The following is a 16029-nucleotide window of genomic DNA, read 5'->3' as shown; positions in this document are numbered from 1 at the left end:
GTTATTTCGGAGTCAGGAAGTGGCGGTCGGAGTCCGACTGCAAGAAGGCCACGATTTCCTGCACATAGGGGCTGGTGGTTTCCTGTCCCAGCCGCGTCACGCGCTCCATGAAAGCGCCCTCACCCTGCGCCAGCATCTGGAACGCGGCGCGCAGGGCGGTGATGTCCGAGCGGTTCACGCCCTTGCGCTTGAGGCCGACGAGGTTCAGCCCGTCCAACTCGCCACGCGGGCCTTGCACAAGTCCGTAGGGCATCACGTCGTTGGTCACCATGGTCACCGCGCCGATGATGGCGCCCCGACCGATGCGGACGAACTGATGGATGCCGGACAGGCCGCCGATGATGACATCGTCGGCAATGACGCAATGGCCGGCCAGGGCTGCCTGGTTGGCCAGGATCACCCGGTTGCCCACCTGCACGTCGTGGCCCACATGGGCACCGGTCATGAACAGGCAGTCGTCGCCGACGCTGGTGATGCCGCCGCCGCCCTCGGTGCCGGTGTTCATGGTGGCGCCTTCGCGGATGCGGTTGCGCTTGCCCACCACCAACCGGGTTCTTTCCCCCTTGAACTTCAGATCCTGGGGGATCTCGCCGATCACCGCGCCGGGAAACAGGATCGTGGCCTCGCCGACCTCGGTGCGCCCGGTCACCACCACATGGCTTTTCAGAACCACGTCCGCTGCCAGCGACACCTCGGCGCCGACCACGCAGAACGGGCCGATCTCGACCCGGTCGCCAATCATGGCACCGGGTTCGATCACCGAGGAGGAGTGAATACTGGCCGTGGGCGCGATGCTCACCGGCTCAGGCTCCGCGCCGGTCGATCATGGCGGTGAATTCGCATTCCGCGGCAACCTCGCCATCCACCGTCGCCTTCCCGGCGAATTTCCACACCTTGCCGCCGCCGCGCAGGGCATCGACGCGCAGCTCAAGGATGTCGCCCGGGACCACCTTGCGGCGGAACTTGCACTTGTCGACACCCATGAAGTAGACGACCGCGCCGCTGTCCACCAGTTCCAGCGAGAGCGAGACCATCACCGCCGAGGTCTGGGCCAGCGCCTCGATGATCAGCACGCCGGGAAACACCGGAAGGCCCGGGAAATGGCCCTGGAACTGCGGTTCGTTCATCGACACGCATTTGACGCCCACGGCGCTTTTCGACGGGACGATATCCTTGACCTTGTCCAGGAAAACGAAGGGGTAGCGATGCGGGATCGCCCGTTGAATGAGGTCGATATCAGCCGTGGTAGGGATCGTGTCGCTCATGCTCGCATCCGATTTGCAGTCATTGCCTGCGTTTGGGTAGCAACTGACGGGGCCGGAAACAAGCGCAGGGCGCTATTGTGCGTCCGGGTCCGTGGTCGGGGTAGCATCCGGGGCCGTCGCGGGGTCGTCGGGGGCCGGATCGTTGTCCGCCTCGGGATCGGCCGCGGCCACGGACCCGGACCCGACCAGTTCGTCGATGGTGGCGATGGCCCGTTCGGTAATGTCCACGCCCTCCACGGCGAAGATCACCGCATCGCGATCCAGCAGGACCGACGCCCCGGCGGCGCGCAGAACCTCGATCAGGGCCGGGCCGATCAGCGACAGGAAGCGCTGGCGTTCCTGTTCGAACTTCCGCTGCAGCGCCAGCGCCTTGCGATCCTGTTCCTGCCGGATCTTCTGAACCCGCGCATCGAAGGCATCGGCCTTTTGCGCGAAGGTCGCGGCATCCAGCAGGCTGCGCTCTTCGGTCAGGGCCAGTTCTTCGGCGATCAGTTCGGCTTCGATCCGGCGATTCTCGGCCTCCAGCGTGGTGCGCTCGGCCCCCAACTCCTGCTGCACCCGAATCCCGAAAAGCGAGCGCAGGAAGATCGCATCCTGATCCAGCGTTGCCACCGGCAGGCTGGCGATCGGAGCATTCGTCACCACGGCCTGCTGGGCCACCGCCGGCCAAGCCGCCGTCAGCGCCAGGGCCAGAAGGGCCGCAGGTCCTCGCCACAGATCAGAAACGGGTCGAGACCGTGAAGTTGAAGTTCCGCACTTCGTCATAGTCTTCCTTCTCGATCGCGCGGGTAAAGTCGAACCGCAGCGGGCCGATCGGCGTTTCCCAGAACACTGTCGCGCCGATCACCTGGCGCAGATGGAAGGCATCGTCCACCGTGCCGTTTGTTCCCTGGGTGATGTCCAGCCCCCAGATCGAGCCAAAGTCGTAGAAGAAGCCGCCGCGGATGCCGTATTCTTCGGGCAGGCCCAGCGGGAAGTCGGCTTCCAGGCTGACCCCGAAGGCAAGGTTGCCGCCCAGGGCATCCTCGTTGATGGCCGTGGTGTCACGCGGACCAAGACCGTTCCGCTTGAAGCCCCGCACCGTGCCGCCGCCACGATAGCGATCAATAACCCGACTGGAGCCGTCGAAGAAGTTCAGCGCCTGTCCGATGAAGTTGGCGGTCAGTCCGATATCCTCGTTGAACACCTTGGTGCCATAGTCGGCGGTAACGATGGTTTCGACGAAATTGGTCTGCCCGCCCAGCCCGGCGAAATTCTGCCGGAACTCGAACCCGTAGCGGGTGTTCGGGTCCAGGCTGGTCCGGCGCGAGTTGAAGTTATACGCGTAGCCAAGGGCACTGGTGGTCAGGGCACCCGCCTCGTTCTGGATGATTATCGAACTTTCGTCGCTGACCTGCGAAACATCATCGTCGGACAGGCGATAGTTCAGCTCAAGACGACCGTTGTCGCTGATCGGGAAGCTGATCGACGGCTCGAACCCAAGACTGGTGGTGTTGAAGAAGGCGCTGTATTGCTCTGTCGCCTGATAGTAGATGTCGAAGACACCGGTGACATTGCGTCCCAGCAGGGCCGGTTCGATAAAGCGCAGTTGCGAATCCACGTTGTCGACCCCACCCGCGATGCTGAAATCAAGCTGCTGGCCGCGCCCCAGGAAGTTGCGTTCGCTCAGGCCGAATACCAGCCCGACGCCGTCCTCCAGCGAGAAATTTGCGCCCAGTTGCAACGACCCGGTCGGCTGTTCCTCGACGTTCACATCGACGATCACCCGGTCCGGCGCGGTGCCTTCGCGGGCGTTGACATCCGCCAAGGTGAAGAACCCCAGAGCCCGGATACGCTCGGCGCTTTCGCGGATCTCGCGCGGGTTGAACGGGTCGCCCTCGACGATGCGGAACTGGCTGCGGATCACCCGGTCCAGCGTGGTGGAGTTGCCTTCGATGTCGATGCGCTCCACGAAGATGCGCGGGCCGCGGGTCAGGTTGAAGGTCAGGTTCAGGGTCAGGTTGGCATCATCGCGGTCGATCACCGGATCGGCACGGATGAAATCGATGCCCTCCTCGATCGCGCGACGCTCCAGCCGGGCGATGGTGTCGTCCAGCCGCGCCGGCGAATAGGTCTGGCCCTTGCGGATCTTGATCGCGCGGTCGAACAGCGCCAGATCCAGGCCCGGCACGTCGGTAGACAGATCCACGGTACCGATCTTGAACTTCTGGCCTTCCTCGACGTTAAAGGTCAGGAAGAACGCATCCCGCTCGCGCGAGAATTCGGGGGTGACGGACAGCACCCGGAAATCGACGAAGCCGCGCGACCGGTAGAAATCGGTCAGCACCTGGCGGTCGAACTGGATGCGGTCGTCGATATAGGTGTCGCGGCGCACAAGCTGGCGAAACAGCCCGGCCTGCTTGGTGCTCAGCGCCTGACGCAAACGGCGGTCCGAATAGCTGCGGTTGCCGACAAAGCTGATGCGCTCGACCTCGACCACGGCGCCCTCGGTCACTTCGAAGACCAGATCGACGCGGTTCTGGCTGCGCGGGATGATCTTGGGGGTCACCGTGGCGGCAAAACGGCCGGCCTGGAAATAGGCGTCGGTGATGGCCCGGGCATCGGCAGCGGCGATCGTCGGGCTGTAGACCCGGCGTGGTTGCGACGACAGCAGGGCCTGCAGGATGTCGTCGTTCAGCCGGCGATTGCCCTCGATGCTGATCTGGTTGATGGTCGGGAACTCGGTGACGATGAAGGTCAGGGTATTGCGCCCGGCCTCGATCTCGACGGCCTCGAACAGGCCCGAGCCGAGAATCCGCTGCTTCGCATCGTTGATCTGGCCCGTGGTGACCCGCTGGCCCTGTTCGATCCCGGCATAGGTCAGAACTGTCGAATCATCGATCCGCTGATTGCCTTCGACCCGGATCGCGCCATACGAAGATTGCGCCAGCACCGCCCCGTTGCCGATCAGGCAGAGCATCGTGATCGCCATTACGGCGACCCACACCACTTGTCTACGCAGCGCGCCCGTTGCCATATGCCTGCCCTCGCCCTTCTGCTTCTTTGCATCAGGGGTTAGTGCGGGACCGCCAAGATGTCAAAACCACACTGCACCGATGGCGCGGATATCGCGCAGCCACGCCACAGTTTCGCGGTATTCAGGGGCAGAAAATATCGTTTGTGACGGCAAAGATCATCAGCGACAGGATCAGCGCCAATCCGCCGGCCATCAGCACCCGCAAGGCGCGGTCGCTGGGTGCCGAGCCGGTAACCGCCTCCCATGCATGGAACACCAGATGCCCGCCATCAAGAACCGGCACCGGAAACAGGTTGATCAACCCTACCGCCGTGGACAGCACCGCGATGAACCAGATGAAGCTTACCGCGCCCTGGCTGGCCGCCGCACCCGAGGTTTCGGCAATGCCGATGGGGCCGCTCAGGTTGCACGAGGAAATCGCGCCGGTGATCATGTGGTAAAGGCCTGACAGGCTCTGCTGGACGATGTTGCCAACTTGGCTGAAACCGAAGCCAAGCGCCGTGATCGGCCCCAGCGTCTCGGTCTCGGGCACGAAGAACAGCCCGCCGGTGACGCCGATCAGATAGCGCTGCTCAAAGCCGCCATCCTCGCTGGGCACATCCACTTCGCGCGGGGTCAGGGTCATCGGGAAGGCGTCGCCGTCGCGCCAGACCTCAAGGTCCAGCGGAGCGCCGTTCGAGATCAGGACCGCGCTGCGCAGATCCTCGAACGAGGATATCCGGGTATCCCCCACCGACAGGATCACGTCGCCGGTCTCCAGCCCGGCGTCCATCGCCGCCGATTGCGGCGTGACCGAGGTGACCAGCGGCGGATACGGATAGGGGCCGGGGAAGGTCAGTTCGCGCCCGTCGCGTTCCACCGTGTAGTCCAGTTCGGGTGCCACCGGCAGGTTGTTCACAAAAGTGCCGAAGCCGCTGAAGTCGGGCACGTCGCGGCCGTGGATCTCGACGATCTGGTCGCCGGGCATCAAGGCCTGGGCGCCAAAGGGCATGGGCCGCAGTTCCGCGATGGTCAGCGGCGCCTTGGCCTGCCCCTGGAACATCGCGATCAGGGCAAAGACGATGATCGACAGGACGAAATTGAACACCGGCCCTGCCGCCACCGTGGCCGAGCGCGCCCACAAGGGCGCGTCATGCATGGTGCGGCGACGCTCCGCCGGGTGCATTTGCTCCAGCGCCCGCGCATCCTTGCCCGAGGCCGCATCGCTGTCGCCCAGGAACTTGACGTAGCCGCCCAGAGGCAGCGCCGCGATCTGCCAGACGGTACCGCGCCGGTCCGTCCAGCGGGCCAGGACGGGGCCGAAGCCCAGCGAGAACACCTCGGCATGGATCCCGCTCCAGCGTCCGACGATGTAATGGCCGTATTCATGCACCGCCACGATGACCGACAGGGCCACCACGAAAGCTGCGATCGTATAGGCCAGGCTGCCGAAGCTGGGGATCAATCCGATGAGTTCCAAGGGCTGGAATCGTCCTTCTTGCAAATGTGTGCCGACGTGCGGCCTTGAGCGGTCAGGCCGCGGTCACGCGTGCGACCTCATCTCTGGCGATTTGGTCCACATGCAGGACATTATCAAGGGTCGGGGCCGCAGACAGGGCCGGATCGCCCGCAAGTCGGGTCAAAACCCCGTCAACCGCTGCCGCCATGTCCAGAAATCCGATGCGTCCGGCGATGAACAGGTCCAGCGCCCTCTCCTTGGCACCGTTGAAGGCCGCCCCGGTCAGACCGCCCGCCGCCATCACAGCGTGGGCCAGCCGCAGCGCGGGGTAGCGGGCCGGGTCGGGGGCGCGAAACGTCAACGCGCCCACCTGCGCCAGATCCAGCCGCGCCACTGGCAGATCGCGCCGCTCGGGCCAGTTCAGCGCATAGCCGATGGCGTGGCGCATGTCCGGCGCGCCCACATGGGCCATCAGCGCGCCGTCGCGAAAGCCAACCAGCGCATGGATCAGGCTTTCGGGATGGACCACGGTTTCGATCTTCTCGGGCGCGATGTCGAAGAATTCATGGGTTTCGATCAGCTCCAGCGCCTTGTTGAACATCGACGCGCTGTCGATGGTGATGCGCTGGCCCATGTCCCAGTTGGGATGGTTCGAGGCTTCGGCCACCGTGGCCTTCGCCAGCCGCTCCAACGGCCAGTCGCGGAACGCGCCGCCGGACGCGGTGATGACGATGCGCTCCACCGCCTCCATTTCCTCGCCCACCAGCGCCTGGAACACCGCTGAATGCTCACTGTCCACCGGCAGGATACGGGCGCCATGGGCGCGGGCCTCGGCCATAAGCAGCGGCCCGGCGCAGACCAGGCTTTCCTTGTTGGCCAGCGCCAGCGTGGTGCCGTGGCGCAGGGCGCGCAGGCCGGGCGCCAGCCCCGCCGCGCCGACGATGGCCGACATGATCCAGTCCGCCGGACGGTCCGCCGCCTCGATCAGCGCCTCGGGGCCCGCAGCCGTGGCGATGCCGCTGCCGGACAGGGCAGCCTTCAGATCATTGTGGCGGGCAGGATCGGCGGTCACCGCCAGTTCGACCTGAAACTCGCGCGCCTGCGCGGCCAGCTTGTCGATGTTCTGGCCCCCGGTCAGGGCCACGACCTGAAACTCGCAACGCCGGCGGCGGATCAGGTCAAGCGTGCTACATCCGATGGATCCGGTCGCCCCGAAAATAGAGATCCGGCGCATGGCTCATCCGCCCCCCGGCGGAAACGGGACCACCTGTTCCACCAGAAGGAACAGCACCGCTGCGCCCAGAACCCCGTCGAACCGGTCGAAAAAGCCGCCGTGGCCGGGCAACAGGTTCGAACTGTCCTTGACGCCGACCTGCCGTTTCAGCGCGCTTTCGGCGATGTCGCCCATTTGCGACGCCATCGACAGCGCGATGGATATTCCGATGACCTGTGAACCGGCCATCGAGGTCTTGAAGGCGACGAAGCCGACCAGCCCTGCCGCCACCCAGCCCGCCACCGTGCCGGACCAGGTTTTCTTGGGGCTGACGCGCGGCCAGAATTTCGGCCCGCCGAAGGTCTTGCCGGCGAAATAGCCCGCCACATCGGTGGCAATCACGATTCCCAGCAGCCAGACCAGCCATTTCCACGAGATGTTCTCGCGCAGGTCCACAAGACCGTAGCCCGCCAGCAGGACCATCACCGAGAACAGCGCGAAGGCCAGCGGCTGACGCCTGGCTTGCCCCACACCCAGCAGCGCGGGCAGCATCAGCAGCGGCACGCCGTAGCCATCCGGAACCAGCGACAAAACAAGGCTGGCCACGCCGGCCGCCACCGCCACCAGCAGGCTGCGCGACACCCCGGTCATGGTGGCCAGTTCCCAAGTGATCAGGGCGACCGCCACGGCCACGAAGCCAACGAACCAGATGCCGCCCAGATAGATCGCTGCGATGGCCACTGACACCAGCACAACCGACGATGCGATCCGCGGCCCCAGATCTGCCCAACGTCCCTTGCCGGTTTTGGCCGATGGCTGTTGGTTGCCGGTCATCCCGGCAAAACGGCTCCGAAACGCCGCTCGCGTCCGCCGAAGGTCAGCAGGATGTCCGCGAAATGCTGGGGCGAGAAATCCGGCCACAGCGTGGGGGTGAATTCATACTCGGCATAGGCCGACTGCCACAGCAGGAAATTCGACACCCGGCTTTCGCCCGAGGTGCGGATCACCAGGTCGGGATCGGGGATCGCAGCGGTGTAGAGATAGGTATCGAAAAGCTCTGGCGTGATGCTGTCGACGCAGACCTCACCCGCGGCAACGGCACGGGCCAGACGGGTGGCCGCCATGGTGATCTCGTCCCGTGCGCCATAATTCAGGGCCACGGTCAGGTTCAGCCGGGTGTTGTCCGCCGTCTGCCGTTCCACCTGTTCCATCAACTGGACCAGCTTGCCGTTCAACGGTGTGCGATCGCCGATGAACCGCACGCAGACGCCGGATTCCATCAGCTCCTGCGCTTCGCTGACCAGATAGCGGCGGAACAGCGCCATCAGGCCCGACACCTCGGCCGTGGAGCGGCGCCAGTTTTCGGTCGAGAAGGCAAACAAGGTCAGGTAGCGCACGCCGTTGTCTGGGCAGGCGCGCACGATTTCGCGGACGCGGGTCGCGCCGGCATGATGCCCCTTCAGACGCGGCAAGCCACGACGAGTCGCCCAACGGCCGTTGCCATCCATGATGATGGCCACGTGTTCCGGTGTGATCTGGCGGTTGTCCTTTGCCGCCATCAGTTTGTCTGCCCTGGACGCATCAAGCGGGGCTCCTGTCCTGATATGCCCTGCTTAAACCTGCATGATTTCGGCCTGTTTGGCCTCAAGCGCAGAATCCACCATTGCAACATATTTGTCGGTCAGTTCCTGGATCTCGTCGGACCAGACCTTGTTGTCGTCTTCACTCATCCCGGCGGCCTTGGCGCGCTTCAGCTGATCCATCCCGTCGCGGCGCACGTTGCGCACGGCGACACGGGCATGTTCGGCATATTGCGCGGCGACGCGGGTCAACTCACGGCGACGTTCTTCGTTCAGCTCGGGGATCGGCAGGCGGATGATGGTGCCATCGACCACCGGGTTGATGCCCAGACCGCTGTCGCGGATGGCTTTCTCGGCCTTCTGGACCATCGACTTGTCCCAGATGTTGACGGTGATCATCCGCGGCTCGGGAACGTTCACGGTGCCGATCTGGTTGAGCGGCGACATGGCGCCATAGGATTCCACCATGATCGGATCGAGCATGCTGGCCGAAGCACGCCCGGTGCGCAGCGACAGGAATTCCTGCTTCAGCGAAGCCATCGCCCCGTCCATCCGGCGGGTCAGATCATCGATTTCGATTTCAATCTCGTCTTCGGCCATTTGTTCTTCCTTTCAATCGGTGCGCTTCCGACCGCCTTCAAAACCCGGACTCTACAGGGACCATTGACGGGTTTAAATGCCTATAAGGTTAACCGTGCACGGTTGTATAGGTGCCTTGACCGCTGAGAATCCCGCGGAAGCCCCCCTGCTCATCGAGCGAGAACACGATGATCGGCTTGTTGTTGTCCCGCGCCAGCGCGATCGCCGAGGCATCCATGACGCCCAGGTGCTTTTGCAGAACCTCGTCGTAGGTCACCGTGTCATAGCGTTTCGCGTCGGCGTGCTTGACCGGATCCTTGTCATAGACACCGTCCACCTTGGTGCCCTTGAAGATCGCCTCGCAGGCCATTTCATTGGCGCGCAGCGTCGCGGCGGTGTCAGTGGTGAAATAGGGGTTGCCGGTGCCGGCGGCGAAGATGCAGACGCGTTTCTTTTCAAGATGGCGCACGGCGCGGCGGCGGATGTAGGGCTCGCAGACCTGATCCATCGGGATGGCGCTGACCACGCGGGTATAGACCCCCATGCTTTCCAGCGCGCCCTGCATGGCCAGTGCGTTCATCACGGTGGCCAGCATGCCCATGTAGTCGGCCGTGGTCCGCTCCATCCCCTGCGCCGAGCCGGACAGCCCGCGAAAGATGTTGCCGCCGCCGATGACCATGCAGATTTCGACACCCAATTCGTGGACCGACTTCACTTCGGACGCGATGCGTTCCACGGTCGGCGGATGCAGGCCGTAGCCCTGTGTCCCCATAAGGGCCTCGCCCGAGATCTTGAGGAGCACCCGCTTGAACTTGATGCCGCTGTCGGAAACGTCGCCACTCATGAATTCTGCCCTGCCTTCTTCCACGTCGCCCGCACAATGAAGCAGGTTGCCCGCGCTTTCAATTGCGTTCGTCCACACATTCGCTGCGTCGCGGCATCTGATGCGTTCGCACAACGGCAGCAGCAGCGGGGATTGCATCCGGGGCCGTGCTTTGCCATGCGACAGATTACATGATCCAGGACCTTCTCGATACCCTGCCGCCCACGCGCCCCGTCCTTCTGGCCGGTCCGACGGCCTCTGGCAAGTCGGCGCTGGCACTGGCCGTGGCCGAAGCCCAGGGCCGGGTGGTGGTCAATGCCGATGCGTTGCAGGTCTATGACTGCTGGCAGGTGCTGAGCGCGCGGCCCTCGCCCGACGAACTGGCCCGCGCCGAACATGCGCTGTACGGCCATGTCGCCTATGACGCGGCCTATTCCACCGGGCACTGGCTGCGCGAGGTCGCCCCCTGCCTGGATCGCGACCCGGCGCCGATCATCATCGGCGGGACCGGCCTGTATTTCATGGCGTTGACCGAAGGGCTGGCGGATATTCCGGCGACCCGCCCCGAGGTTCGCGAGGCCGCTTCGGCGCATCGTGCGCAGGCCGGACTGGCGGCGATGGCGAATGAGCTGGATCCCGACACTCGGTCGCGAATCGACCTCAACAACCCCATGCGGGTGCAACGCGCCTGGGAGGTTCAGCAGCAAACCGGGCGCGGACTGGCAGACTGGCAGGCGGACACGCCGCCTCCGCGGTTGCCCGCCGATGGCGCCGCCTGCTGGCAGATTGCCGCCGATCCCGACTGGCTGAACGCCCGGATCGACCGGCGGTTCGACGCGATGATGGCGCAGGGGGCGCTGGACGAGGTGCGCGCGATCCTGCCGGTCTGGGATCCCGCGCGGCCCTCGGCCAAGGCCATCGGCGCACCCGAACTGGTCGCCCACCTGCGCGGCGAGATCAGCGAATCGGACGCCGTGGCCCGCGCCAAGATTTCCTCGCATCAATACGCAAAGCGGCAGCGCACATGGTTCCGGCGACGGATGAAGGGCTGGCGATTGCTGGATGCCTGTGCAATCGACGCGTGATTGCGGCAACACACCGCTGATTCGTCGAAAGTTCTGGATACTATTTCTAAACCCGGCTTGGACGAATCTTTCCCCCGTAAGTAATCTGACGCCAGACAGGGAGAGTCCATGTTCGACAGCCAGTCCTCAGATTCAACACAACGGCCCCTGAAGGCCGTTCCGATCTCGCAACTGGCCCGCCAGGGCCGATGGGAAATCGACACGCCGCGCAGCTATCTTGTGCCGGTGCTGCTGTGGTTCACCTGCGGCCAGGGCCGCTTGTCCATCGGGGGCGAGGTGCGGGGCTATACCGCGCACAACGCGATCTTCCTGCCCGCCAACACCTCGCATGCCTGCCAGGCCCTGGGGCGCACGCAGGGCACTGCCCTGTTCATGGGCGGGCGAAAGGATCTTCCGGTACCGCAGGAGGTGCTGCATCTGCGGTTGTCGACGTTGCAGGATCAGGCCGAGTTGAACCAGCTGGTCGAAGGCTTCCGGGCCGACTGCCGCTCGACCCTGCCGTTGACCGATGAGGTGCTGCATCACCGCGCCAGCCTGATTTCGCTGTGGCTGACCCGCAAGCACCTGATGTCCGGCACCCGCAGGATTACCCATCAGCCCGAAATGCCCATCGCCCGCCGCAGCGCCGCGGACTGAGCGGGCGGCCAGATCCCTGGCCAGTTTCAGCGTTCCGGATGCGGCCTTGCGCAGATCCTGTTGCCCTGACGACAGGTGCGCGGGATGATGTGCGATATCCACCAAGATGCCAAAGGCCTGTCGCCATGATTGCCCCGGTTCCTCCGCAGACCCTGCCCTACCATGTCGTGGTGTTTACCTCGCTGCTGCGCACCCCCGATCCCGCCTATGAAGTCATGGCGCAACGGATGGTCGAGCTTGCCCGGAACGCCCCCGGTTTTCTGGGGATGGACAGCGCGCGCGGCACCGATGGTCTGGGCATCACCGTCAGCTATTGGACCGATGAAGCCGCCATCGCGGCGTGGAAGGCCGACACCCGCCATCTGGCGGCGCAGCGGCTGGGAAACACCGACTGGTATGCCACCTATTCGTTACATGTGGCGCGGGTGGAGCGTGCCTATGCCGGCCCGCGCGACATCGAGACGCCCGCTGCTTGATCGTCACGCTGCGCGGGGCAACACCCTGAAACCGCCAACGGGTCAGATCAGGCGTCGGCGGCTTTTTCCTCCAGCGTCAACCATTCGTCTTCGGCGGCGGCCAGGGCGGTCTGGCGTTCCACCAGGGCCTCGGTCGCTTTCTGGAACTTCACCGGCGCCTGGGTGAACAGGTTCGGATCCGCCAGGAACTCTTCCAGCTTGGCGATCTCGGCTTCCAGCCGTTCGATTATGGCGGGCAACTTGTCCAGCCGATGCCGCTCGGTATAGCTCAGACCCTTGTCCGCAACCTTCTGGGGGGCCGGGGCCTCCGGTGCGGGCTTTCGCGGGGGTACCTTGGGGCTGGGCGCTTCGATCGGTGGGTTCTCCGCGCGCTGCGCCCGGTAGTCGCTCCAGCCGCCGGCATAGACCACGGCCCGGCCATCGCCCTCCATGGCGATGGTGGTCGAGGCCACCCGGTCAAGAAAATCCCGGTCGTGGGACACCAGCAGAACGGTGCCGTCGTAGTCGCCCAGCACATCCTGTAGCAGGTCCAGCGTTTCGACATCCAGATCGTTGGTCGGTTCGTCCAGCACCAGCAAGTTGCTGTCGCGCGCCATGATCTTGGACAGCAGCAGACGCGCCTTTTCGCCCCCCGACAGCGAACGCACGGGCGCGCGGGCCTGACGCTCGTCAAACAGGAAATCCTTCAGGTAGCCGACCACATGGCGCGGGGTACCGCGCACCATGATCTGATCGGCGCGCCCTGAAACCCGCATGGTCGGATCCCCGGCCAGAGTTTCCCACAGGCTCAGGTCAGGATCCAGTTGGGCGCGATTCTGATCAAAGACCGCCATTTCAAGGTTTGATCCAAGGCTGACGGTTCCGCTGTCGGGCGCGACCTCTCCGGTCAGCATCTTCAGCAGGGTGGTCTTGCCGACGCCGTTCGGCCCGACAAAGGCCACCCGGTCACCGCGCAGCACGCGCAGATCGAAGGGACGCAGGATAGTGCGGTCGCCGAAGCCTTTGGAGATGCCCTTGGCCTCGATCACCTTGCGGCCCGATTTCTGGCCCGCGGCCAGTTGCAGGTCGGCGGCCCCCTGGCGGCGGATTTGCGCGGCGCGGTCAGCGCGCAGATCCTTCAGCGCCCGCACCCGGCCCATGTTGCGCTTGCGCCGGGCCGAGATACCCTCGACCGCCCAGCGGGCTTCGGCCTTGATCTTGCGATCCAGCTTGTGGCGCGCCTCGTCCTCTTCTTCCCAGGTCTTGTCGCGCCAGACCTCGAACGCGGCAAACCCCTGCTCGCGCCGCCGCACCGCGCCCCGGTCGATCCACAGCGTGGCCCGCGTCAGGGCGGTCAGGAAGGCGCGGTCGTGCGAGATCAGGACAAAGGCGGCGCGGGTGTCCTTCAGGCGCTGTTCCAGCCAGCCGATGGCCTCGATATCCAGATGGTTGGTGGGTTCGTCCAGCAGCATCAGGTCGGGATCTTCGGCCAGCAACTTGGCCAGCGCGGCGCGGCGACGTTCGCCGCCCGAAGCGGCCTCGATGGCGGTTTCCGGACTGAACTTCAGCCCTTCGGACACCATGTCGATCTTGTAGGCCTCGGCGGGGTCCAGCGCGCTGGCGGCGTAGTCGCCCAGGGTGGCGAAGCCCGACAGGTCGGGATCCTGCTCCATGTAGCCGACCGAGATGCCCGGCGTGACCACGCGCTCGCCCTGGTCAGGCTCGACCAGGCCGGCCATGACCTTCATCAGGGTCGATTTGCCGGACCCGTTGCGGCCCACAAGGGCCACTCGGTCGCCGGGTTGAACCACCAGACCGAGGTCGGAGAAGACCGGATCGCCGCCGAAAGTCAGCGAGATGCCGGAGAGCTGGAGCGCGGGAGGGTTTGCCATGGCGCCGGGCTAGAGGAGCGGTGCCGCAAGATCAAGGGCCAGACGGCGTGCCCGGTCACAACCGCGTGGTTGGCGCCCCGGTTGCCCGCCTGCGTCTTGGCGATGTCCACCTGCTGCCCTAGGTTTCAAGAGACACCGGCGGCCTATGACCATGCCGCCCCCGGACCCACACCCCGAACAGGAGGCCCGCAATGGACAAGATCACCAAGACCGAGGCGGAATGGCAGGCCGAACTGTCGCCACTGGCCTACAAGGTCACTCGCAAGCATGGCACCGAGCGCGCGCACACGCACGACGACTTTCCCAAGGATCCCGGCACATTTCGCTGCCTGTGCTGTGGCGCCCCCCTGTTCGACCAGAGTACCAAGTTCGACAGCGGCACCGGCTGGCCCAGCTTCTACGCACCGCTCGATCCCGAGATTGTCGGCGAGCGGGAGGATCGACGCTTGTTCATGCGCCGCACCGAAGTGCACTGCAATCGCTGCGAGGCGCATCTGGGGCATGTGTTCCCGGACGGGCCGGCGCCCACCGGCCTGCGCTATTGCATCAACGGGGTGGCCCTGACCTTTGCGCCCGAGGACGACTGACCCTATTCTAGGAAGTCGCCAGCGGTGGGCGTACCGACATTGCCGAAGATCTGGCGCAGCAGGCCGCGATCGGCAACCGACGGGTTGGTGACGCGCGCGGTAAGGGTGACGACCTGGCCGTCCTGCTCGTCCAGGCGGACGATGTTGCGCACGGTGCCGTTGTCGTTGAACAGGATGGCCACGACCTCACGCTCGACCACCTTGGGGGCGCGGGCGCCAAAGGTCTCGCGGGTGCTGGCCACGTAATACCACGCCCGGTCGCCATCGATGCCCTTGTTCAGCGGCAGGCCGATCTTCTCGGCCACGCTGTCGCGGGTGTCCCGGCCGACCGAAACTTCCGAGAGCTGATCCTCGGGAGGAACATAGCCGTGGTTGCGCACGATGGGTTGGCAAGCCGCCGCCAGCAGCACGCCCGCAACGGCAGCCAATCGGCCGGTGCGGCGGATCTGTGGGAAAAGCCGGTTCATCATCTTGCGCCTTGCCTGAGAAGTCGTCATCTGGCACCCGGATTAGCGAAGCCTCCCCCAGTGTTCAAGAATGGATGCCGCATGACACAGGAAACCTCGAACGATCAGCCCGCGTCAGATCGCCGGATTCGCCTCGATTCGCTGCGTCAGCGCCGGGCGCATGACTTCACGGTGATCCTGACCCGCGACGAAATGGAGACCGCCGCCGGGCGTCTGGGACTGGTCGCGCTCGACAAGGCGCGGCTGACCTGCACCCTGCGGCCCAGCGGCCAGCACGACTGGGATCTGGACGGCCAGATCGGCGCAACGGTCACACAGGCCTGCGTGGTCACGCTGGCCCCGGTCCGCACCCGCATCGATGAGCCGCTGACACGCCGCTTCCGGGAAGACTACGTCGAGCCTGACATCGAGGAAGACTCCGAGATCGAGATGCCCGAGGATGACACGCTGGAGCCCCTGCCCGCCGCGCTGGACTTCCTGTCGCTGTTCGAGGAATCGCTGTCGCTGGCCCTGCCGCCCTATCCGCGCGCCGAAGGGGCCGAGATCGTCGAGCAGAGTTTCGCCGAACCCGGCGTGAAGCCACTGACCGACGAGGATACCAAGCCCTTTGCCGGTCTGGCCGGGCTGCGCGACAAGCTGAAGGGCGACGAAAACTGACACGCGGTTGACGGGATTCCGAAAAAACTGCTTGCGCGGCACCGGAAAACCGCTAGAAGACCGACTTCATTTCCATGCGTGCCACTGACACCGGTCAGTTCCGCCACGCCCCTATCCGAAGGTTGAGACATGGCTGTCCAGCAGAACAAAGTCACGCGGTCCCGCCGGAACAACCGTCGCGCTCACGACGCCCTTGTCGCCGGGAACCCGAACGAATGCACCAACTGTGGCGAGTTGAAGCGCCCGCACCACGTGTGCCCGTCCTGCGGCCACTACAACGACCGTGAAGTCGTTGCTCTGGTGGAAGAAATCGAGCTGGACGACGACGCGGCATAA

18 protein-coding genes are annotated in these 16029 nt (G+C 65.0%); 6 read left to right on the top strand and 12 right to left on the bottom strand.

Features of this window, described 5'->3' with window-relative positions:
- Position 1 precedes the first annotated feature (1 nt).
- From lpxA to pyrH, 10 genes are all read right to left on the bottom strand, one after another.
- The gene (gene lpxA / locus H8B03_RS05505; protein ID WP_193140713.1) at positions 2-799 is read right to left on the bottom strand and encodes an acyl-ACP--UDP-N-acetylglucosamine O-acyltransferase; all 798 of its coding nucleotides are present in this window, start codon (positions 797-799) and stop codon (positions 2-4) included.
- A gap of 4 nt (positions 800-803) precedes the next feature.
- Positions 804-1265, bottom strand: coding sequence for a 3-hydroxyacyl-ACP dehydratase FabZ (gene fabZ, locus H8B03_RS05500; protein WP_193140712.1), 462 nt, complete (start codon positions 1263-1265; stop codon positions 804-806).
- A 72-nt stretch (positions 1266-1337) separates the two neighbouring features.
- Positions 1338-1907, bottom strand: coding sequence for an OmpH family outer membrane protein (locus H8B03_RS05495; RefSeq protein ID WP_193140711.1), 570 nt, complete (start codon positions 1905-1907; stop codon positions 1338-1340).
- A gap of 76 nt (positions 1908-1983) precedes the next feature.
- Entirely contained in the window at positions 1984-4236 is a 2253-nt protein-coding gene (gene bamA / locus H8B03_RS05490) for an outer membrane protein assembly factor BamA (protein ID WP_226925700.1), read from the bottom strand.
- Positions 4237-4402: 166 nt separating this feature from the next.
- Positions 4403-5740: an RIP metalloprotease RseP gene (rseP, locus tag H8B03_RS05485; RefSeq protein WP_193140709.1), complete on the bottom strand. Its 1338-nt coding sequence runs from the start codon at positions 5738-5740 to the stop codon at positions 4403-4405.
- Positions 5741-5792: 52 nt separating this feature from the next.
- Positions 5793-6953: a 1-deoxy-D-xylulose-5-phosphate reductoisomerase gene (gene dxr / locus H8B03_RS05480; protein WP_193140708.1), complete on the bottom strand. Its 1161-nt coding sequence runs from the start codon at positions 6951-6953 to the stop codon at positions 5793-5795.
- 3 nt (positions 6954-6956) lie between these two features.
- Positions 6957-7766, bottom strand: coding sequence for a phosphatidate cytidylyltransferase (locus H8B03_RS05475; RefSeq protein WP_193140707.1), 810 nt, complete (start codon positions 7764-7766; stop codon positions 6957-6959).
- The gene (uppS, locus tag H8B03_RS05470) at positions 7763-8491 is read right to left on the bottom strand and encodes a polyprenyl diphosphate synthase (protein ID WP_193140706.1); all 729 of its coding nucleotides are present in this window, start codon (positions 8489-8491) and stop codon (positions 7763-7765) included. Before uppS ends, H8B03_RS05475 begins: the two co-directional genes overlap by 4 nt.
- Positions 8492-8545: 54 nt before the next feature.
- Positions 8546-9112 (bottom strand): ribosome recycling factor, encoded by a 567-nt coding sequence (gene frr, locus H8B03_RS05465; protein WP_193140705.1) that lies wholly within the window; start codon positions 9110-9112, stop codon positions 8546-8548.
- Between the two features lie 88 nt (positions 9113-9200).
- On the bottom strand, positions 9201-9935 hold the full coding sequence (gene pyrH / locus H8B03_RS05460; RefSeq protein ID WP_193140704.1) for a UMP kinase: 735 nt from the start codon (positions 9933-9935) through the stop codon (positions 9201-9203).
- Positions 9936-10105: 170 nt separating this feature from the next.
- On the opposite strand from pyrH, the gene miaA reads away from it, so the two are divergent.
- From miaA to H8B03_RS05445, 3 genes are all read left to right on the top strand, one after another.
- A complete protein-coding gene (miaA, locus tag H8B03_RS05455) occupies positions 10106-10999 on the top strand; it encodes a tRNA (adenosine(37)-N6)-dimethylallyltransferase MiaA (protein WP_193140703.1) in 894 nt (297 codons plus the stop codon).
- 108 nt (positions 11000-11107) lie between these two features.
- The gene (locus tag H8B03_RS05450; protein ID WP_193140702.1) at positions 11108-11635 is read left to right on the top strand and encodes a hypothetical protein; all 528 of its coding nucleotides are present in this window, start codon (positions 11108-11110) and stop codon (positions 11633-11635) included.
- 125 nt (positions 11636-11760) lie between these two features.
- Positions 11761-12111, top strand: a complete 351-nt coding sequence (locus H8B03_RS05445) for an antibiotic biosynthesis monooxygenase (RefSeq protein WP_193140701.1) — start codon at positions 11761-11763, stop codon at positions 12109-12111.
- A 47-nt stretch (positions 12112-12158) separates the two neighbouring features.
- Here H8B03_RS05445 and H8B03_RS05440 read toward each other — a convergent pair whose 3' ends face one another.
- Positions 12159-13982 carry an ABC-F family ATP-binding cassette domain-containing protein gene (locus H8B03_RS05440; protein ID WP_193140700.1) on the bottom strand — a complete coding sequence of 608 codons (1824 nt, stop codon included), beginning with the start codon at positions 13980-13982 and terminating at the stop codon, positions 12159-12161.
- A gap of 191 nt (positions 13983-14173) precedes the next feature.
- On the opposite strand from H8B03_RS05440, the gene msrB reads away from it, so the two are divergent.
- Positions 14174-14569, top strand: a complete 396-nt coding sequence (gene msrB, locus H8B03_RS05435; protein WP_193140699.1) for a peptide-methionine (R)-S-oxide reductase MsrB — start codon at positions 14174-14176, stop codon at positions 14567-14569.
- A 2-nt stretch (positions 14570-14571) separates the two neighbouring features.
- Here msrB and H8B03_RS05430 read toward each other — a convergent pair whose 3' ends face one another.
- Positions 14572-15066, bottom strand: a complete 495-nt coding sequence (locus H8B03_RS05430) for an outer membrane protein assembly factor BamE (protein WP_226925699.1) — start codon at positions 15064-15066, stop codon at positions 14572-14574.
- A gap of 51 nt (positions 15067-15117) precedes the next feature.
- Here H8B03_RS05430 and H8B03_RS05425 point away from each other — a divergent pair, with 51 nt between their 5' ends.
- Both H8B03_RS05425 and rpmF read left to right on the top strand, forming a co-directional pair.
- Positions 15118-15693: a DUF177 domain-containing protein gene (locus H8B03_RS05425; protein ID WP_226925698.1), complete on the top strand. Its 576-nt coding sequence runs from the start codon at positions 15118-15120 to the stop codon at positions 15691-15693.
- Positions 15694-15822: 129 nt separating this feature from the next.
- Complete coding sequence (rpmF, locus tag H8B03_RS05420; protein ID WP_193140698.1) at positions 15823-16029, top strand: 50S ribosomal protein L32; 207 nt, start codon at positions 15823-15825, stop codon at positions 16027-16029.

This window comes from Meridianimarinicoccus sp. MJW13, from assembly GCF_014901205.1.
Lineage (GTDB): Bacteria > Pseudomonadota > Alphaproteobacteria > Rhodobacterales > Rhodobacteraceae > Meridianimarinicoccus.
Note: the sequence above shows the minus strand (reverse complement) of the source record. Positions and strands in the feature narration are given on the sequence as shown.